19 protein-coding genes and 1 pseudogene are annotated in these 19,718 nt (G+C 42.1%); 16 read left to right on the top strand and 4 right to left on the bottom strand.

What is annotated here, in order from left to right:
* Positions 1 to 361: 361 nt before the first annotated feature.
* On the bottom strand, positions 362 to 877 hold the full coding sequence (locus HWQ40_RS14490) for a hypothetical protein (RefSeq protein WP_292778812.1): 516 nt from the start codon (positions 875 to 877) through the stop codon (positions 362 to 364).
* 345 nt (positions 878 to 1,222) lie between these two features.
* Between HWQ40_RS14490 and HWQ40_RS14485 the strand changes: the two genes are divergently transcribed.
* From HWQ40_RS14485 to HWQ40_RS14475, 3 genes are all read left to right on the top strand, one after another.
* Entirely contained in the window at positions 1,223 to 2,263 is a 1,041-nt protein-coding gene (locus HWQ40_RS14485) for a hypothetical protein (RefSeq protein WP_292778810.1), read from the top strand.
* 164 nt (positions 2,264 to 2,427) lie between these two features.
* The gene (locus tag HWQ40_RS14480) at positions 2,428 to 2,622 is read left to right on the top strand and encodes a hypothetical protein (RefSeq protein WP_292778808.1); all 195 of its coding nucleotides are present in this window, start codon (positions 2,428 to 2,430) and stop codon (positions 2,620 to 2,622) included.
* Positions 2,623 to 2,644: 22 nt separating this feature from the next.
* Positions 2,645 to 3,163, top strand: a complete 519-nt coding sequence (locus HWQ40_RS14475; protein ID WP_292778806.1) for a hypothetical protein — start codon at positions 2,645 to 2,647, stop codon at positions 3,161 to 3,163.
* A gap of 254 nt (positions 3,164 to 3,417) precedes the next feature.
* On the opposite strand, the gene HWQ40_RS14470 is transcribed toward HWQ40_RS14475, so the two are convergent.
* The gene (locus HWQ40_RS14470) at positions 3,418 to 4,566 is read right to left on the bottom strand and encodes an aldo/keto reductase (RefSeq protein WP_292778804.1); all 1,149 of its coding nucleotides are present in this window, start codon (positions 4,564 to 4,566) and stop codon (positions 3,418 to 3,420) included.
* Positions 4,567 to 4,762: 196 nt separating this feature from the next.
* Between HWQ40_RS14470 and HWQ40_RS14465 the strand changes: the two genes are divergently transcribed.
* Positions 4,763 to 5,710, top strand: a complete 948-nt coding sequence (locus tag HWQ40_RS14465; RefSeq protein WP_292778802.1) for an AraC family transcriptional regulator — start codon at positions 4,763 to 4,765, stop codon at positions 5,708 to 5,710.
* A 384-nt stretch (positions 5,711 to 6,094) separates the two neighbouring features.
* Positions 6,095 to 7,546 carry a DNA polymerase III subunit beta gene (dnaN, locus tag HWQ40_RS14460; protein WP_292778800.1) on the top strand — a complete coding sequence of 484 codons (1,452 nt, stop codon included), beginning with the start codon at positions 6,095 to 6,097 and terminating at the stop codon, positions 7,544 to 7,546.
* 242 nt (positions 7,547 to 7,788) lie between these two features.
* On the opposite strand, the pseudogene HWQ40_RS14455 reads toward dnaN, so the two are convergent.
* Positions 7,789 to 8,559: pseudogene (locus tag HWQ40_RS14455) on the bottom strand (Rpn family recombination-promoting nuclease/putative transposase).
* A 145-nt stretch (positions 8,560 to 8,704) separates the two neighbouring features.
* Between HWQ40_RS14455 and HWQ40_RS14450 the strand changes: the two are divergent.
* The 6 genes from HWQ40_RS14450 to HWQ40_RS14425 all read left to right on the top strand — a co-directional run bounded on the left by HWQ40_RS14450 (position 8,705) and on the right by HWQ40_RS14425 (position 15,902).
* Positions 8,705 to 9,058: a XisI protein gene (locus tag HWQ40_RS14450; protein ID WP_292778798.1), complete on the top strand. Its 354-nt coding sequence runs from the start codon at positions 8,705 to 8,707 to the stop codon at positions 9,056 to 9,058.
* 303 nt (positions 9,059 to 9,361) lie between these two features.
* The gene (dnaX, locus tag HWQ40_RS14445; RefSeq protein ID WP_292778796.1) at positions 9,362 to 10,849 is read left to right on the top strand and encodes a DNA polymerase III subunit gamma/tau; all 1,488 of its coding nucleotides are present in this window, start codon (positions 9,362 to 9,364) and stop codon (positions 10,847 to 10,849) included.
* Entirely contained in the window at positions 10,846 to 11,826 is a 981-nt protein-coding gene (gene holA / locus HWQ40_RS14440; protein ID WP_292778795.1) for a DNA polymerase III subunit delta, read from the top strand. Before dnaX ends, holA begins: the two co-directional genes overlap by 4 nt.
* Positions 11,827 to 11,919: 93 nt before the next feature.
* The gene (locus HWQ40_RS14435; protein WP_292778794.1) at positions 11,920 to 12,930 is read left to right on the top strand and encodes a hypothetical protein; all 1,011 of its coding nucleotides are present in this window, start codon (positions 11,920 to 11,922) and stop codon (positions 12,928 to 12,930) included.
* A gap of 475 nt (positions 12,931 to 13,405) precedes the next feature.
* A complete protein-coding gene (locus HWQ40_RS14430; RefSeq protein ID WP_292778818.1) occupies positions 13,406 to 14,476 on the top strand; it encodes a ParM/StbA family protein in 1,071 nt (356 codons plus the stop codon).
* A gap of 364 nt (positions 14,477 to 14,840) precedes the next feature.
* Positions 14,841 to 15,902 carry a hypothetical protein gene (locus tag HWQ40_RS14425; protein ID WP_292778793.1) on the top strand — a complete coding sequence of 354 codons (1,062 nt, stop codon included), beginning with the start codon at positions 14,841 to 14,843 and terminating at the stop codon, positions 15,900 to 15,902.
* On the opposite strand, the gene HWQ40_RS14420 is transcribed toward HWQ40_RS14425, so the two are convergent.
* Positions 15,873 to 16,109 carry a hypothetical protein gene (locus tag HWQ40_RS14420; RefSeq protein ID WP_292778792.1) on the bottom strand — a complete coding sequence of 79 codons (237 nt, stop codon included), beginning with the start codon at positions 16,107 to 16,109 and terminating at the stop codon, positions 15,873 to 15,875. The genes HWQ40_RS14425 and HWQ40_RS14420 overlap by 30 nt on opposite strands.
* Positions 16,110 to 16,289: 180 nt before the next feature.
* On the opposite strand from HWQ40_RS14420, the gene HWQ40_RS14415 reads away from it, so the two are divergent.
* The 5 genes from HWQ40_RS14415 to HWQ40_RS14395 all read left to right on the top strand — a co-directional run bounded on the left by HWQ40_RS14415 (position 16,290) and on the right by HWQ40_RS14395 (position 19,594).
* On the top strand, positions 16,290 to 16,544 hold the full coding sequence (locus HWQ40_RS14415) for a hypothetical protein (RefSeq protein WP_094333544.1): 255 nt from the start codon (positions 16,290 to 16,292) through the stop codon (positions 16,542 to 16,544).
* A complete protein-coding gene (locus HWQ40_RS14410) occupies positions 16,541 to 16,879 on the top strand; it encodes a type II toxin-antitoxin system RelE/ParE family toxin (protein WP_094344623.1) in 339 nt (112 codons plus the stop codon). Before HWQ40_RS14415 ends, HWQ40_RS14410 begins: the two co-directional genes overlap by 4 nt.
* 418 nt (positions 16,880 to 17,297) lie before the next feature.
* Complete coding sequence (locus HWQ40_RS14405) at positions 17,298 to 18,041, top strand: hypothetical protein (protein WP_292778791.1); 744 nt, start codon at positions 17,298 to 17,300, stop codon at positions 18,039 to 18,041.
* Between the two features lie 48 nt (positions 18,042 to 18,089).
* Positions 18,090 to 18,941: a hypothetical protein gene (locus tag HWQ40_RS14400; protein WP_292778790.1), complete on the top strand. Its 852-nt coding sequence runs from the start codon at positions 18,090 to 18,092 to the stop codon at positions 18,939 to 18,941.
* Positions 18,941 to 19,594 (top strand): N-6 DNA methylase, encoded by a 654-nt coding sequence (locus tag HWQ40_RS14395; RefSeq protein ID WP_292778789.1) that lies wholly within the window; start codon positions 18,941 to 18,943, stop codon positions 19,592 to 19,594. The genes HWQ40_RS14400 and HWQ40_RS14395 overlap by 1 nt, the downstream gene beginning before the upstream one ends.
* The last annotated feature ends 124 nt before the right edge of the window (positions 19,595 to 19,718 follow it).

Here is a 19,718-nt window from a genome sequence, read left to right as displayed (position 1 = left end):
AGAGTTAAGCTGTCAAAGATTTATCCAACCCATCAGAATTAATGGGACAGACCACCAGTAATGTCAAAGCTGTCTATGCTGGGTGTAAAATATGTTTCGGTTTTACTCTTCTTGTTCTTGTCAAATCCTGTTGACAACAACTACTTTACCGAAAGCTTTGATCCTAAAAACAGTCTTTCTTCTAATCCTATCAATGAAATGTATCAAAATCAGAAGATTGATTTTCGGCTATTTTGGAGGAGTGAACATCTAGCGTTATCGACCTGGTGGAGACATGCAATTCTATCAAAACAGTTTAATTTGCACTTCATGATAGCTTCGCCATCTCTAACCCAAGAAGGATAATTGAGACGAGCGATGCCTACGGCAGGCTGCGCCTACGGAGAGGGACAAAAAGTAAGCAGTTTATTCTATTATTGGGTAGACAAGTCTTAGCAATATTTTCAGGCGCAGGCGTGGGCATCACAGCATCTCTATACATAGCCCAAATTTCCAAGTTCACCTTTTGGAAATCATGCCACCCGTCGATAGTTAAATCTTGAATCAGCTGTAGTTTGTAGCGCCAGTCATTAAGTGTTGCTTCCCAATACTCAATCATGGCTTGTTTTATACCTTCCAAGTTTTCAGGCTCATCTACTAACAACCACGCGATCCGAACATCGGACATTGCCGCGAGATGACTGTATTGACTATTGGCAATCCACTTTTGATTTAGATTTAGTGTGGAATCTATATACAGTATTTTGTTGTCTGCCCCTATGCAGAAGTAGACTGCTGGCACTGCTGGAAGTGTCGCCCGATTTCCTAATGAGACAGATGGTAGTGAGAGAGGATCAATCCCACCTGGGGGTGGTAATGGTTGTGTTGTACTGTTCATCTCACAGTTGGTAGTAGACCAAATTATTCTAGTAAAGTTTACTAGAACATTATAGGCGGAAATTCCTTAATGCAATTGCTGCTTGCCTAGCTTCTGCTTCAGTTTATATTTTTAATAAGAAATGAAGTAGTTATACAAAAACATGAAATACTTAATGATTTATGATTTTCCCAAATGTTGTTTATTCTGAGTCATGTGAGAAAATTAGCTTGAGGATATTTGTTCATAAAACTGCGAACTGTCAACATTAGCCAACTGGACAACTTATAAATCGCCATTTGGTCTAGCTGTTTCCAGATAATGTCTTGTTAGGTTAACTCAATCGGCAATCAGCTTTGAGTACCTATGGCTACCAAAACACTGACCAAACCTAAGCAAAGACAAAATTCTCAAAATCGCTCATGGGAAAACCTGACAGATCGCCGCAAACTCCGCCATATTGAAAACACATTAGATAAAGCGATCGCATCCTCAATTCAGGATGATTCTATCCAGTCCCACGAAGACTCTAAAGCCTATGTAGAAAACTACAGCCAGGAATCGGGTAAAGCCCCCATCACAGTAGAACTCTGTGTTGGAGGTGGGGATGATGACGAGATTAGAGGCTATCGCTTCTACCTCACTAATGATCCCAACCACAGAACTAGTGGTAAGTACCTGATTAAAAACCTCGAAGGAATTACCAACAAAGATGAAAACTACTTCACCCCTTCTAACATTGCTGAAATTTGCGGTTTTGATGAAACAGAACTAGACGATCTCGATGATGAATTAGAAGATGATCTGCTCGATTTAGATGAAGAAAATGAAGGAATAGATGATACAAACGACGAACTAGACGACCTATTAAATGACGATTTCAACCCTAACCTAGACGACCTAGATGACTTAGGTGAAGAAGACGAGCCATCTGTTAGTCGTGTTAGCGCAGCCCAAACTAAAACTCAAGCCAAAACTTCAACTAAAACCCAAAATAATTCTCAGCCTAAAACACAAGCTAAAACTCAGGACAGAGCTAAGACCAATAAAACTGCTGCCAAAAACTCCAAATCCAGAGAGCCTCTAGACGAAGCTTCGCGTTTAAGTGCCACAGCTGCCACCAACGGACGAGAAGTGAATGGGGTGAATTTGGCAGGCTTAACAGGACAACTGGCATCTCTGGGAATTGCGGTGGGACAAGGTGTTTTGGAACAGCTAGCAGCCGAAGCTGATTCCAAGCGGCTTGAACGAATTATCAAAGAACTGCAACAGCAGAATGACCGCGTAGATAACATAGCCAGTCGCTTGCAAGAAGCAAAGCCGGACTCACCAGAGTCTCAAAAGTCTCAAGAAAACTGCCACAGTCGAAAGAAGAATACGCCCTTAAAGCCAGTACCCAAGCATTAATTCAAAAATTTCAAGAACAACTACCTAATCGATTTAACAGTGACGATGAACCGACATTCACCTGGACTGAAAAGGGCAAAGTCAAGTACGAGTTTGAAGTAGTAAAACTGCCCAATGGTACACGCCTACTTCAAGGATTTAACCCTAATCGTAACGATGAACAAGTGCTTGATGCCGTTTTAGTACCAGAGCAGCCCCCGAAGGTTTTGCAGTGTAGCATCCCCCTGCGTGAGATAGAAACGCGACTGGACAATCAGCAATCAACTCGCTCTACCCAAGCCCAGACTGATAAAGATACTGCAAGGCAACGCCAGAAACAAACTCAAAGAAAAGCCAGCAAACCAGAAATGCAAGTTTAATTCTACAAACAAGAACAGAAAAATGAACAACACAAAATCTCACATTTCTCAGTTAAAACTGCTGTCATCTCGGAAATTTTCAACCAACTTGAGAAACCTGAAAATCAACAGCACAGACTTACTTTTCATTTTCCTATGTCTTGCGATTGGAATTTATTTGTTGGCTACCAAACCCATATTCGTCACTATTTTGGGATGTGCCACCATTGTTTTCTTGAGTATTGGGTACGTAATTCGGACAGTACCAATTCTAGAAAAGTATTTAGGTAGAAAAATTCGCTTCTGGCATATTGTTGCCGCCATTATCACTGTTACCGCTTTTCTCGATACCTTTACAACTCCAGCCCAAGCTATTTTCTTAAGCGGGTTGGAAAGCTTCTTCAACAATTTAGCCCAACAAAGTTCCCAAGCAGGAGGCGGTTCCACTGGCACTTTGGATGCCAACGTTGTTGGTTTGATATTCAACCTCATCCGAGGTGCATTCTTGCTGCTGGTTGCTGCTGCTTCTCTATTTGCGACGCTAAAGGAAAGTTTAGTCTAAAGCAAGTTTACCAGCATCGTTTCTCCTGTTAAGTCGCTCGTCTCATCTTGCACGATTCTCCCGCACACAGCCAAGCCGCGCGCTGCTGCACAACGATCAAGCTCACCCGCCGCCGAAAGGGAGCGAGGAACGAGCGGACTGTAGGCGGTCGAGTGCAGCGCCTTGTTCTGTCGCGGGTGGTCAAGTTGAACTACAAGGGCGCAAGCGATTGAATCAAGCGCCCTTGCATCCTCATTTTGCTGCTCAACGACTGGTCACAGCTCAATGATCTGCCTATGCATTTCATTCAGTCGGCCACCATGCACTTTGATTTTGGCGAAAGCTGCTTCGAGTTCACGAATATCCGCAGGCGTCAGATCAACATTGATAGCTCCCATATTCTCTTCCAAGTGATTGAGGTTGCGTGTGCCTGGAATAGAAACAATAAAGGGTTTCTGCGCGAGGAGCCAAGCCAAGGCAATTTGCGCCGGTGTCGCGTATTTTTTATCCGCAAAGGTTCGGAGTACGTCCACAATCGGAGCATTGGCCGCCAAGTTTTCTGGAGAGAAGCGCTCCATCGCGAATCGAAGGTCGGCTTTCGGGTCGAACTTTTTGAGAGCGTCGATTTGCCCGGTCAAATAGCCCATGCCAACCGGCCCCCACGGAACAAAGCCAATTCCCAACTCCTCACAGGCTTTCAGGACGCCGTTTTTTTCGGGACTTCTTTCCATGAACGAGTACTCGCTTTGGGTGGCTGCGACCGGCTGAACCGCGTGTGCCCGACGGATTGTTTGTGCGCTCGCCTCAGAGAGACCGAAATGCAGAACTTTTCCCGCTTGAATGAGTTCTTTAATCACACCAGCCACATCTTCGATGGGCACTTTGGGATCGACTCGGTGCTGGTAATAAAGATCAATGCGGTCGGTTTGGAGCCGCTTGAGCGAGGCTTCAACCACTTTTTTGATGTGCTCCGGTCGACTATTCAGACCACCTGAACCATTTGCAACGTCAAAACCGAATTTGGTTGCGATAGCTACCTTGTCGCGGAAAGGCGCGAGCGCTTCTCCAACCAGTTCTTCGTTCGTAAAGGGGCCATAAACTTCGGCTGTATCGAAGAACCTGACGCCTTTTTCATAGGCTGTGCGAATGACTTTAATGCCCTGATTTCGGTCTGCGGCGGGGCCGTAGTTGGCACTAATGCTCATACAGCCGAAGCCTAATTCCGAGACTTCCAACTGCCCGAGTTTTCGTGCTTTCATTTTGTTTTCTCCTCCAACGCGCGGCTGTTGCGCTGATGCGGCTCGCGTCAATGGCGCGACGGCCAATCCTGCCCCGAAAAGGGCAGTAGTAGCCAAAAGGTCACGACGACCGATTACTAGGTGATCCCTAAGATTCGATCCGGTTTCCCGTTTGTTCTTGTTCACAAATATCTCCTTGCATTCCCTTGCGGTTGAATTGCTAGGTGCGTTAAACCGTCGAGAGTAACTTCTGCTTACAACAAATATTCTATGATTCATGAAACGGATGGCGATATGAAGATTCTGGAAAACGATAGGTAAATTCTCCAAACTTTTAGAAATTAATTGTGTAGCGTCGCGTCCAACAGATAAGATGAACTCTATGAACCAGAAAGAGTTACAAACACAACAGGAGCAGCACCAGCGAGCGGAACTGGCAGAGCGGATGGCGCGAGCCATTCCCGCAGATGGGGTAATCCAACCTCTTCAGGGTCTTCGTCTGGCCCGTTCCTCCAAAATGAGACAGAAGGTGTACGGAGTGTCAGACCCCACCTTCTGCGTGATTGCTCAGGGTCGCAAAGAGGTTTATCTCGGCGGGAATCCTTATCAGTACGACCCTCACAACTACCTTCTCGCCACAGCGGAACTTCCCATCGTGAGTTGGGTTCTCGAAGCGTCCGAGGAGCAGCCGTATCTGGGGCTGCAACTGTGTCTCGATGCCTCTGTGGTCGGCGCTGTCATGGTGGAAATCGGCCAAGTCCCGCCGCAAAATCAGAAGGCTGTGAAGGCCATCGAAGTTAGCCCGCTCGATTCCACCCTGCTGGACGCGACTGTGAGACTGGTCAGGCTGCTTGATTCTCAGGGCGAAGCACGAGTTCTCTTACCCCTTATCACGCGGGAGATCGTCTACCGACTCCTCGTCGGAGAACAAGGCCACCGGCTCCGCCAGATGACGATATTGGGCGGACACACCCATCGGATTGCTCAGGCCGTTGAGAAGATTTGCCGGGAGTTCAATCAGCCGCTTTATGTCGAGGAGATAGCACGCGGGATCGGCATGAGTGTTTCCGGCTTTCACCACCACTTCAAGGAAGTCACTGCCATGAGTCCCTTACAGTTTCAGAAGCAGTTGCGGCTCCAAGAAGCGCAGCGCCTGATGATTGGGGAAGCGTTGGACGCGGCGACGGCGGGTTATCGTGTCGGATATGATGACGCTTCGCAGTTCAATCGCGAGTACAAACGCCTCTTTGGTGTCACGCCGATGCGTGATGTGGAACGTCTCCGTGAAGCGGTTGAAATCGGCACAGATGTTCAGGGCAAACGCATCTAAATATTGACGAGCCTTTTTGCAGAGTGTAATTGAGCAAAACCCTAATCAAATAAGGCTTTGAGAAAATTAAATATTCACTTATATGGTAATGATAATCATTGTATAGGGGGGTAAAGGCAGCTGTCGGCTGCCTGTTAAAGAACCTAACTTTTTATTTTTGAATCAATTTTACAATTATCTATGTCATTTTGAAATTTCTCTTAGTTTTTAGTAGCAAATAAGATGCGTTTCCCCTAACCTTACCTGAGAGCGGTTAAATGGGATATATCAATAAACTTCCGTATGTCTCACAGAGTAAAAGCATCTGATTCAAAACTTCACATCCTTCATTTTCTGCTATCGCAGTCACCTTTCTAACAATGACGCAACCAGAAATAAATTATCATGACTCAAACAGCATCGAAACAAAGGGTAAAGCCTGCCAATCAGACCAAGAAAACAAGTGTAGCTACTCCTAAAGGCGAAAATGAAGTATCAGCAAATATCCCAGAAATATCCACAGGTAAAAAGAAAAAACCTACATCTCCAGATGCTGGTACTTCAACTGAGCCTATCTCAAATAAGCGTACTAATAAACGTTCTGCCAAATCAGAGTTAAACTCTCAACCACTTATAGAATCAGGAATGGAGGTAATCTGCTCACAAACTAAATTTCACGATGCACTCTCTCTAGTTAGTTGTGCTACCCCAGCTAAACCTACCCATCCTATTCTTGCTAATGCTCTAATCATTGCAGATATCGAAACACAACAGATACATTTAACTGTTACTGATTTAGCATTAACAATTCAGGCAAGTTTTGAAGCCCAGGTGTTGCTCAAGGGTGAAATCACTGTGCCAGTAGAAATGCTATTTGAAATAGTTAAGCATTGCCCTAATGGTAATATTACTCTCAGTAGTCAGACTCAGATTATACAGCTTATTGATGAAGAGAAGCAAACAAAAGTCTGCTCTCTCAGTTTATCTGATGCTGATGGAAAATATGAAATTAGAGGCATTAGTGCTGAAGAATTTCCACCTACTTCTACAATTGATGCTACTCCCATTCCTCTGCCAACAACAGTTTTCAAAGATGGTTTGAAAGGTGTAATTTATGCTGTAAGCACTGATGAAAATAAATATATCTTGACCGGAGTTCATATTCAAATTGCACAGGAGAGGTTAAAGTTTATTGGTACTGATGGGCATCGAGTCGCAACCACTGAACTTTCAACTCAAGGAATTGGTAGAAAACCCCGCAAACAAGTAGAATCTTCAGAGATACAATTTACTATTCCCGGTCGAGTCCTCAAGGAACTAGCGCGTAACTTGGATGATTCTGTCGAATTCATTAATTTGTTGTATGATGCCCAAAGTAATCGCTTGGGTTTTGCTTGGCAAGATATTATCCTTAGATGTCAATGTCTCGAAGGAACTTACCCTGACTGCGAACAGCTATTGGCAAGATTTAGCTTTGACCGAGAAGTAATCCTAGAAAAAGCATTCTTAGTCAAAGCATTAGAACGCTTATCTGTATTAACAGATAAAAAAGAGAAAGGTATTTACTTACAGTTTGATGGAAGTTTGCAGCAGTTACGATTATCAATTGAACGGGAGTTTGGCAAAGGCGATCAGGTTATTGCTGCTCATTTACCATCAGAAATGTCATTGAATATTCAGTTTAACCTCAAGTATTTAGTAGAAGCAGCCAAGGCAATTCCCAGTTCTGCTATCAAAATGCACTTGCAACAATCAGATCATCCTGCCATGTTGGTTCCTTATGGAGATAGACCAAATCCAGAACTGCAAATGTCCATGCGTCAATTCTTATTGCCACTATATACTCTAAATACTTAACTAAAGTAGGATTGGTTGCTGAAAATACAGCCAATTTCTGATACAAATTCTGTGTGAAGATGCGCCAAAAAGATAATCGGTTTTGAGGAAAGTGCCAAGCCTTATTTGACCGATTTATTTGGCGCAGCCTCATAAATAAACGGTATAAAAAGGACTTTATTGGATTTTACTTTTCACGTCAATCAAGTGGCTTTCATACATCCCGCTTAATTCTTGTAACGTGTTTTGCATAAGGTTGGTGTTCAATCCCCTTGATTTTCCGCTTCTGTAATTTGCAATTGTTGTACCACATCAAGCGTCAAACTAGTCACTTTCGCCACCATTTCTGGGGAAAGTCCTTCTTGGAGCATCTTAACAGCAATTTTCTGAGTAGTTTCCTGACTTCCTTCATCTTTGATTGATTGATAAGTTACTGACTCGCGCATAATATCTCTCCGTAGTCAACGCTGAATTTCCTCCTCTTCTAATACTAGCCCAGCCAGAATAAATGTAGATGCCGCAAGGTTACTTTGGGTTCTTTTGTCGCTAATATTATCTATCTGGGCTGCGACTTTCTGTAAGGTGTTGGTTTTATTACTAGTGTTACTTAAAACGGCAAATGGCAATAAGCCGGGAGTTTGCAAAAATATTTCCGTTGGTTGTTCCCACAAGCGAATTACTTGGAAACGGTGAAATGTTTCTTCCAGAGTAAATGTAGTTTGCTGAACCAGTTCTGAATCAGTCTTTTGTAAATAAACTACTACTTGACGCATTCGCTTGCCCGGAAAACGACGATACACCCGCAAACGATAATCTGTCATCCGAAAGGGAATATTCTTGTCTGGTTGAGTTTGAAACTCGATATGCAGGACTATTTCTTCGGACTGCCGTAGGATGAGAGCATCAGCACGAATTGATTCTATGGATAGTTCTTTGGGACTTAACTCTGTTAGGGCTATTGGTTCACCTAACAACCAAGTAGCGAAGTCGCTGGAAAAATTTTCTACAAGGAATTTACACAGATTATCGAACATTAAACAACTCTATCAAAAAATGCGAGAAATGAGAAAATGGTTTATACAAATAATTTACAGAAATTATTGAACATTAAACAACGTTATCAAAAAATGCGAGAAATGAGAAAAGTGTGTTTAGAATCTAAAAAGAGGAAATTCGGCAATGGATAAGCTAGAACAATACCGCAATGCTATCAAGAAGATATTGACTGAGTATTACGAAACTACTAATACTCAAGTTATAAAAGATACGGGAATTGAAGTAAGCGATCGCTTGGCTTTTGATGAAACAAGGGATCAATATCTTTGGTTTCGGTTTGGCTGGGATGACAAAAAGCAGATACAGTATATTATCATCTATCTCTGCATTAAAAACGGCAAAGTTTGGGTGGAAGAAGATGCAACTAATTTATGCGTTGTTGATGATTTGCTATCAGCCGGAATACCCCAAGCCGATATTGTTTTGGGTTTCCATCATCCCAGTAAACGAGGTTTAACAGAATTCGCTACTGCTTAAGGAGGCAAATGAAGAGTGCTGTTAGCGGTAGCGGGGCGTTTAGCCCGTTCCAAGTGCTGAGTTGAAAGACCGTTCACAATTCGGGAAGTATCAACCTTCTCCTGATAAAAAGATTCCGCCCACAAGGGGAGTTGCTCTTACCAAATACATAAGTCAGTCGTACTTTTTAATTCACTCAGGACTCAGCACTGAGTATGGTAAATCCTGCTACCCGACCACGGTGACTCCAATCAGCCTATTTTAGAGTCAAAATTACACCCCCTTAACAGGGGTAAGGGCGACAACTTAAGGTTAATGAATCCTATGTCTACAATCGCCCTACATCAAAAATATAGACCCCAGACAATAGCCGAATTAGTTGGACAGCCCTACATCAAAACTGCTCTGACTAATGCTGTCAAATACCTGCAAATTGCACCAGCTTATTTATTCACAGGTTCTAGAGGCACAGGTAAAACCTCAACTGCTCGGATATTTGCTAAATCCCTTAATTGCCTCAACACTAAAAAACCAACTGACCAACCTTGTGGTATTTGTCAATCCTGCCGTTCAATTGAAACCAGTAATAGCCTAGATGTCAGTGAAATTGATGCTGCTTCTAATAATGGTGTAGATGATGCCCGTGCTTTAATTGAGCGCAGTACCTTAGCACCTGTTGCAGGACGTTATCGAATTTTTATTCTCGATGAGTGCCATTGTCTAACTGGTAACGCCTTCAATGCCTTACTTAAGTGTATTGAAGAACCGCCACCTCATGTTGTTTTCATTCTCTGCACAACAGAACTGCACAAGGTGTTACCTACCATTGTCAGCCGTTGTCAGGTGTTTAATTTCCGCACTTTGTCTGTTCAGGCAATTGTGCAGCACCTCAGTATTGTAGCAGATGCAGAATCTATTTCTATTGATGATGAGGCACTGACCGCGATCGCACGACTCAGCGATGGTGGACTACGGGATGCACTGCAATTACTGGGTCAGGTGAGTCTTTTAGATGAAGATATCACTGCCAATCATGTCATGGAAATCGCTGGTGGTGTGACAGAAACAGAATTAATGTCAATTTTACAGGCAATATCCACTAACAACACCTTTAACTTGCTGCGAGTAGCAAAAGTTTTAGTAGATTCTGGAAAAACGCCCAAATTGATTCTCTCCAACTTACTGCAAACATACCGAGATTTACTGATTATCAAGTCTGCACCCCAAGAGCAATCCCTGCTAACTGGTTGTATTAACTATGCTCAACTCAAGGTTTTAGCAAATCACTGGAATTTCGAGACGCTGAATTTGTCTCTAGCAGAGTTACAAAAAGCAGAAAACTATCTGCGGTACACAGTAAATGCTGCTGTGTGGCTAGAAGTTTGCTTACTGAACTTGATACCCAGTTTATTGCCTGTCAGTGCAACCAAGACGCTAACTGCTAAACCTGTCCATGACGGCAAGTTGCTACCGACAGTTGGAGTATACACTACAAACAAGGTGACAGCTAAACCTGTAGATGACAAATTGTTACCAACAGTTGCACCCCAGACTACTAACCTGGCTCAAATTTGGCTTTCTGTGATGGATACAGCTAAACCCAGCAATCAAAAGCTGTTGGCTCATGCAAATCTCGTTAAATTGCAAGGTGACAAGGCAATTTTAGAGGTTACACCAGCTTACCTCAAGAAGTTTGAGAGTAGTAAAGAGGCGATCGCTAAAATGCTGCAACGAGCTACCCAAAGTCAACAACCAATGACTGTATTAATTAAAACTGCCAACAAGAGCAGTAATGGGAGGGTAAAAGCATGATTGTCTTGCTGACAGGCGACGACCAACACGCTATTCAGGAACGACTGAACCAATACAAAGCAGAGATTGATGCCCAATGGCTCACACTTTGCTATCACCGATTTCCAGCCGCTCACCTTGACCAAGCTATCAGTGTAGCTCGCACTCGTTCCCTGACAGGTGGTAAAAAACTGGTGATTGTGGAAAATTGCCACCTCAAGCAGTGGGGTGATACTGAGCTGGAAACTTTGCAGCAGCTTGTTCAAGTGCCTGAATTCACAATTCTGGTGTTTGTCGCCACTAATGTAGATAAGCGCCTGAAGATTTACAAACATCTTGTCAAGTATGCCAAGTTCTTTGAGTTTTCATTGATACCACCTTGGCGTACTGATTTGATTGAGAAGGCGATCGCTACTCAGGCTAAAAAAATCAAGCTGGTGCTGTCAAAGGATGCAGTGGAATATCTAGCAGAAGCAATTGGTAACGACATGACTCGTGCAGCCACAGAGTTACGCAAACTGTATATTTATGGTACTGGCAGACAACTTGAACTTGCAGAAGTAAAAGAGTTAGTGCCATGTCAGACTCAGAATAGCCTACAACTGGCATCTGCTATTCGCCAAGGAGAAAGCAATCAAGTTTTGCACCTGCTGGATGATTTACTGTCACGCTCGGAACCATTAATGGTGATTGTTGCTACTCTCTTAACACAGTTTAGAACTTGGCTGTGGGTTAAGTCTGCGATTGTTTCTGGGGTTAAGAAAGATAGTGAATTAGCTCAACTGTGCAGTATCAGCAATCCTAATCGCATTTACTACTTGCGTCAGGAGGTAGCAAATACAAGCATTAACGCTTTAGCTAAAGCAGTGATTATGGTGCTGGATTTAGAGATGTCTATCAAGAAAGGTGTTGATAGCGCAACCTCTTCAAGTAATCGAGCGTCAGGTAAAAATTTACTGCCAACAATTCTCAGTATTAGTAGAAACTTTCAGTCTTGAGTATAATTTATGTTACTAAACGCTTCTGTCAAATTGGATGGAAGCGTATTAGCAAATTTCAAAGAATAAACTAGATACGAAAGGTAATCACTCATGTCTGACGATTCCCACCCTAATTCTGCTGTCAACGCTGCTGCTACAACCAACATTCACCACGCTAATTTACAGGATTTACCTTTAAGTGCGGCGCGTAGATTATATAAAGGTGGGATTCGACCTGGTGAACCGACAAGAAGCAGGGTGCAAGCCCAAGAAATGTTAGAGAAAATTCCCCCATCTCAACGCGCAGGTGTTGACGGCAAATCTGCGGCTAGTAATGCCGAACAATATCTATCTGATAAACACGCTAGTCATATCAAACCCCACAGCAAAGGAGGGTCTAATAACCCCAACAATATCAAATGGGAGAATGCCAAAGACAACATCACTCGTGGTGATAAAACCATGAGTTGGCAGGAACAAATGAGACTGAATGCCAAATTGCAGTTTGACAACCTGGCAGGTGCTGTTAAAGCAGGTTTTCAAGCTGCACCTTTGGGGGCTGCTGTTGGTGCAGTGACAGCCGCACCTTTTTCGCTTCTAGCTAATGCACTGCGTGTAGTCCGAGGCGAAATTTCTGCACAGGAAGCGACTACAGCAACATTAAAAGATACCGTCATGGGTGGTGCAGTTGGGGGTGCAACGGCATTTGCAACTACAGCAGTAGTAGCAGCTTGTCCACCAATTGCGATCGCTTTAACCGCAGCAGCACCAGTTTTAGGTGTTGTTGGTGCTGTGGGTATGGTTTACGAGTTTTTCAAAATCCTTGATGACCATAAACAGGATGTAAGAGTATATTTCGAGTCTTTAACTCAGCAAGAACTAGCGAATTTGCAAGCAATTGAAAATGAACTGATTTATGAACATCAGAAAAATCTAGAATTTTTGTCCGAAGCAGAAGCAATTAATCAAGAAATTAGCAATCGTCCAATTGCACCGGGGATAGAAGGGGCTATGCAACGGTTACGTGAATCAGTGGCTATTGCTCAATCTTTAGGACTCACATCAGCAGATAGTAAGTTGTTGCCTAATTCTCAACTTCCTTGCCTTCCTCCTCATTCCTAGATAATTAGTCAAAAATTATATGATTTTTATAATTCCTCTTCTATTCGGTGCTTTAGGGGCGGCGGTTGGTGCTGTTGCAGGTGCTTTTACTGCTCATGCTACTGGCGAAAAAGACAGACAAGCAGCCAAGCATCATAGACAAGTTGCAAATGAATTAACGGATAAATACGCAAATTTAGAGAAGAAATATTATGAATTTGCTGATGAAAGCAAAAGGCATATTAATGATTTAACTCGTCAACACGCATTAAATGAAGTAGAAAAAGACTGTTTGCGTTTGGCAGTGCGATTGCAACAAAATCTCATTTCCTTAATGTGGGAGATTGATAGAGAATCAACAGCAGATGCTTTAAATAGATTTCAAACAGCAGTGGAACAAACTAACCAAGTTCTCTACCAATTAAAAGAGGAGTTAATTCTTGTTCCTGATGACTACTATGCACGTCTTTTAAAAGCAATAGAAGCAACTAAACAAATCAACACTGTAAAACCCAACGATGTTGAAAATAAAACTATTCTCAGTGTTCTCAGTGTTGATTTAGGCAGAACCAGCACAAAGACTTGTGTGAGCCGCGAACCTAATAATGTGGTGTTTATTCCTGCCAATGTGAAGCAAATCTCATTTGAACAAACTCGTGGGGGTCTTTTTGAACCTAAAGCTACTGACCCCTTAATGGATTTGTGGATGGAACATCAAGGTAGTGGTTATGCTGTTGGTCAATTAGCATCTGACTTTGGTGCAAATCTCTGTGTTGGACAATATAAGCTTGAATCTGCATTGATCAAAGTTTTGGCAAGTGCTGCCTATTTTAAACTTAAAGATGAAATATCCGTAGTGATAGGTTTACCTTTCTTCTCCTTAAAAGAATTTGAGCTAGATAAAGCACAGTTAATTAGTATGATTGCTGGTCCCCATTTAATAACCTTTCGTGGTGAATCCATATATTTGAATATTACTAAGGTATGCGTAATGCCAGAAGGTTATGGTAGTTTGCTCTGGACTGAAGCTCAACCAAAGAAAGCAAGAGTCAGTCCCGATTTTACAAAAATTCCCGTGGCTATTTTTGATATTGGTCATCAAAACATTAATATGGTCATGGTAGATAACTTCCGGTTTGTTAAAGATGCTTCTAAGAGCGAATACTTTGGTATGAACTTTTTTTATAAGCTTATTGCGGCAGAAATAGAAGACGCTGATAGTCAATCATTAGGACTGATTTCTGCTGTAAACAAACCCAGAGGTGAGCGTTTTTATCTTCCTAAAGGCGCAAGCAAACCCACTAACTTAGACGATTTTCTCCCCAATCTCACAGAGATGTTTTCTAGGGAAATTTGTCGTCGCGTACTAGCTTTGTTGCCAGAGCGAGTGACAGATGTAATTATTACAGGTGGGGGTGGTGAATTCTTCTGGGACGATGTTCAACGTCTGCTCAAGGAAGCTAGAATTAATTCCTATTTAGCTGCACCGTCTCGTCAAGCTAATGCTTTAGGGCAGTATATTTACGGGGAGGCGAAATTGTCTGCTGCTATTCGCGCTGCTGGGTAACAAAAGTGATGTTCCAACAGTCAAGATTGACAAACTTTGGTTTATTTACAGCAAAGGTCTTTTTGGCTTTAATGGTACAGGAGAACGAAAAAGTTTGGGAGAGATGGGCGTTAACCTTTCTTCATCTCGGCGTTGCGATAAACAATAAAATAAACCCTTAACTGTTGTATCCAACAGTTAAGGGCGTAACTACTTATTTAGACTTAGGTAAACCTCCTCTCAGTGTCAGGTCAACTCCTATCTTTATAGTCGTTGACCGTGAGTCAGAGTTGCTTGTATCGATTACATGGATGTAGAAACTAAAACCAGTAATCGAAGCCAGTAAAGCAGTGGTCGCGCCGGACGTTCTCAGTCTGGACTGACAGTGCTGCTTCCCAATGCTCTCAATCCCATAGACTGCTATGTAGCAGAACATCCAGAAATGCTGGTATCGCCAGAAGCTGAGGAAGTCTTCTTTAATGACGAATATCCCATCTTTGCTGCTAAACATTTGATGTGTGCAGCCGCAGAAACTGGTATTCCTACTAATAAAATCAAGCACTACTTTGGCACAGCAGCTTACGAGGTAGCAAAACTCCTGTTAGCCCAAGGGCATCTAAATAAAGGTCGTAATGGGCTGTGGGCAAAGGGTTATCCCCATAAAGATGTTAACTTTCGGGGTGGCTTATCCCAAACTACCATCAAGCTAGTAGATGCAGAATCTGGGGAAGAACTAGAGGAAATCTCAGAGGATATTGCTCACCGGGAAGTCCATCCCCAAGCCATCTATAAACGACAAGATGCCAATGGACGAATGCTGACTTATCAGTGCATCTCCCTTGACTTGAACAGCAAGCAAGCAATTTTAAAACAGACAGCAGATAGCCCACTGTTTACAGTTGCAGTTACAGAATCAGAAACCAGCAGCCTAACAGTGCTAACAGATCCGGTGAAGTTACCATTGCTGTTTTCTCAAGTCAGTGAAGTTGATGACTGTCAGGAATACTTAACCCTAGAACTTAGTTTTGGTGAAGTTAAACATATTACCAGTGGTTACAGTTTAATGACCCAAATCTATGAGCAGACTTGTTTGAACAAACGGTGTCTTAACTACAAAGAGCCGCTACCTAAAGAACGTCGTTGTCCACTTTGTAGCAAACTCACACGCAAAGCTGTAATTGTGAAAACCCTCTCAGAAGAAAAGTTTGAGCAGCCTTTCCGTACTCAATTTTCAGCACCAATGGTAAAAGTAGCGATTAACTCAAGTGCGCGGCAATACCTCCAGCACAATGCCTTGGAAACTAGAACCAATTTAACCCGCAGTGGAGAACCAATTCCACCAGGCTATCAACAGTTGTGGGAATATTCCAGTCCCTTGATTGCTATCCACAGTTTTGGGCATCAAATTATGAGAGCGTTACAGCTGGTGGCTAGAGTAGTTTGCTAACTCAAAAGCATTGTCAATATCTATATCTGGGCCTATCCACTCAATAAAATACATAGTCTCTCTAATCAGGCTTTTGACCACATCCTCATCCGTAGAGTCACTGAAAAGTTGACTTATCCGTGCTAAATTAGTTGCCAATTTTCCCAATCTAACAGGAATACTATCTTGCACAAAGGTTTCTTGCTCATAAGTTAAGCCACTATTCATCCCAGAAACTCCATAAGAATTTGGGACACAATTTGTTTAATCTTAACGTCTATAATTTTCATTGAACGATTAATGTTTTAATAAGAAGCAGTCCGCTTTACCCAATCTATGAGATGCCGCAGCTACGCCCGCCGCAGGCATCGCTATAATAAAACCAGTATCACGCTCGGAAAACTCACAATGTCCATTACACTTGATCTGCCACCGAAAGTTGAGGCACTGCTGCGACAGCGTGCTGAAAGTACTGGACAAGATATTTCGCAAATGGCGCTAGCGGTGCTGACTTTAGGACTGAGTTTGGACGATCAAGATTTTTTTGAGGCTTTAAAGGGAATCCAACGTGGGCTTGATGATTTTGAGCAAGGACAATTTTCGAGTTTAGAGGACTTCATTGCTGAACAAAATCAGAAATATGGGTTGTCTCTTGAAGCATGACGTACCGCATTGATTTCTCTAGCATTGCGAAAGCCGAAGCGGATGCTGCATTCTTAAGTTTTTCTCAGTTTACCACAGATGAACGCGCCCAACTCTGGTATCAAGGGCTGATTAAAGCAATCGTCTCTCTGCAAGAAATGCCTCGGCGCTGTCCAATCGCTCGAGAGGATGCCTTCTTTAGTCAAGAAATTCGTCAGCTTCTTTACGGGCAAGGAAAACAAACCTATCGTATTCTATTTACGGTTCTTGAAGATCAGCCTGTTCCAACGGTGAGAATTCTCCATATTCGTCATGGCGCACAGAAGACAATTGGTGAGCCGGAAGTAGAGGATTGATCATATTGACACTCCATCCACAATATCTTCCTCAAGATATGGAGTTGGCGATCGCCTTTCGCAGAAAAACAACATTTGTAACAAATAAAGAAGTAATGAGAGCAATAAAAATAAAACGGAGCGATGGCAACTCTTAGAGACGCTACGTGTAGCTTGCTTCCCTGTAAGGGTACGCCAAAGCCTTTGGCTAACGATAATTGTTGCTCTAATAGACTGAATAATATCCAAAGTGACAATACAATACTGCTTCAGATTTAGTGCAGTAATTTTACAGTTATTATTAGATGTGCTTTATTTACCTGATATTAGCCGTACTATCGCTGAGTGCATAGCAATCAACCGCCGAACAATCTGATCGATCTCTAAATATAATATACTGTAATCAATGACTGCCTGACGAATAGATGTATGTCCTTGATTGACAGCTAATTCTTGTATCTTGGCTGTACGTATAATTAATTTGCAGCTTACCGCTGCATGGGAGAGATGTTATATTCTCTCCACCATGCCAGTAATTAATCTTGCCGATATTCAACAAATTACTAAAACACAGCAACAACTCCTATTACCCAGTCAAAAATATCATCCAAATCGCTCTGGCTTTGACTCTATAGTTGCAGATAACTTCTCTTTGGTGATGAAACAACTATTTTTAGGACTGACTATAGAACCTTTATTAAATGCCTATCCTCAAATTGCTCAGTGGGTTGATCAAATACAGGAACTTGCACCGGAACTTTTTAAATCTCGGAAAAAGTTACTAGTCGATAATCCAGTTATTGCACCTCTTGCAATTAATGACAACAAGCACTTTATTCAAGTATTAACAAATATAGCATTTAAGCAAGGTATTCCCAGGCTTTATGAATGGGCTATACGCCATCCATATTTAAGCTGGCAAGACCGGGTAAAGTTGTGGACTACGGCTAGACAATACTCAGTTACTCCTAACCAAATACAACTCGTAGTTTTAGCATTACATCCTGTTAAACCAGCCCAAAGATTAAATGTACGCTGGAATAAAAAGGATCAGATGCAGACTGAAAAATGGTTAATTAAACTACTGACTAAACCTCAAGATGAAAAATCACAATCAAACATAGTCATTCCTGAGTTATCGTCAATGGTCAATTTAGAAGCTATTCCAGAAGTCAAGATTTAAGAGGCTAATGCCTCTGCCATTGGTAAATGCTTGTTACAGATAATCCCAATGGTACTAAAATCAAATTTTGAACATGGATGGCTATTATCAAAACTACTGAAATTAGATGATGAATATCAAGGTAGGTGGGAGCAATGGCGATGGACAATGGAAACTGGAGAGCTACCTAAAGAAATACCACAAACTGACTTTTTAGACTTAGGACATCCTCAAGTTTTACAGATGCTCTCAAGCTGTCTGCAATCTATTCCTACAGGTGGATGTGGCAGTCCTTCCAGATTTATTCCCTATTTCACTGACTGGTTACTTTATGCTCTAGGGCATCCCAGCATTGCTAAATTGCCTTATGAGCCAGAGGGATGTAACGGTGCGAGTAATCGTCTTATTCAAGAACTAGAACTGAAGCTTTTGATTTCTTGTCCCTTCGATTACTTTGGTCATTTGTTAGCTGCTAATCGTTACGGGCAAAGAGCTAAATTCTATCCTACTCCTACTTGGACAGCCAGGATAATGGCTATTGCAGTAGTTGAGAGTTCTGCTGCAATAGCACCATTTCATATATATGAACCAGCACTTGGTACAGGACGATTAGCATTGGAAATGTCCAATTATGCTATCAGTTTAACAGGCTGGGAGTGGGATTCACTACTAATAAAAATAGCAAGTTTAAACTTCATGCTTTACGCTCCCTACTTGGCATTGCCTATTCCTAGTTTGGGCGGAGATTTAGTCATCGGAGACACCCTGACTGGCAAGGGGATTTCTTTTATCCGACCAAATTTAAAGTATGAAACTCCCGCATCAACACCTAAACCGAAGCTAAATAATAGTTTGCTAATTAATGGTATCAAATACGAAAATACTAAAGCAGAAAATATGTTGCAAGGAAGTTTATTTTGATGAAAATTCAAATTGCTGAATGGCAACAACTATTTCAAAATTGTGTCAGTAATCCTCCTCTGCCAATTTCCTTGCCTACTGTAGCCATTGCCAATCCTCCCTATTGCAAAATTAATCTCACTTCCGATTCAGAACTAGCCCGATTTGAGATGGCTTATAAATGGATAAAACACGGAGATGGAAACTACGTGATTACATCCAAGTTGAAAACCCAAGTAGAACAAGAGTGCTTATTTGTAGAACAGTGTTTAAATCAATTGCAACCTGGTGAAATAGTCTGTATCTTGGTATCTAATGGAATTCTGTCTTCATCTAACCAAGCACACTTTCGCCAATGGCTATTAAAAGATATGGCTTTGCTAATTGCTTCCATTCAGTTACCTACAGAAAACTTTCAGGTAGAATGTGGGTTGGGAATTATCACCAGCTTTTTGATTCTTCAGCGCAAAGGTGGAGATTTACCAGTACCAGAAGATTACTCAATCTTTATGGCAGTTGCGAATAAAATTGGTTTTGATAGTCGAGGTCGTCGTCTGTTTCGTTCAATTACAAATGGGCAACAAACCCAAGAAATTGATAGTGATTTACCTCTGATTCTAGAAGAGTTCAAAAAGTTTATCAAAGAGGTATGGCAAAATAATGTCGATAAATAGCACTTGCTGTCTATTAGCGCCATCAAAGTTACCTATGCAAGTTGTATATAAGGAAATTCAGGACGTGTCTCATGAATTTGCAGACTTACTTTAACTACTATAGGATTCCTATTTAATTTTTGAA

The organism is Nostoc sp. NMS9 (assembly GCF_017114995.1).
In the GTDB taxonomy this organism is placed as follows: Bacteria; Cyanobacteriota; Cyanobacteriia; order Cyanobacteriales; family Nostocaceae; genus Nostoc.
Note: the sequence above shows the minus strand (reverse complement) of the source record. Positions and strands in the feature narration are given on the sequence as shown.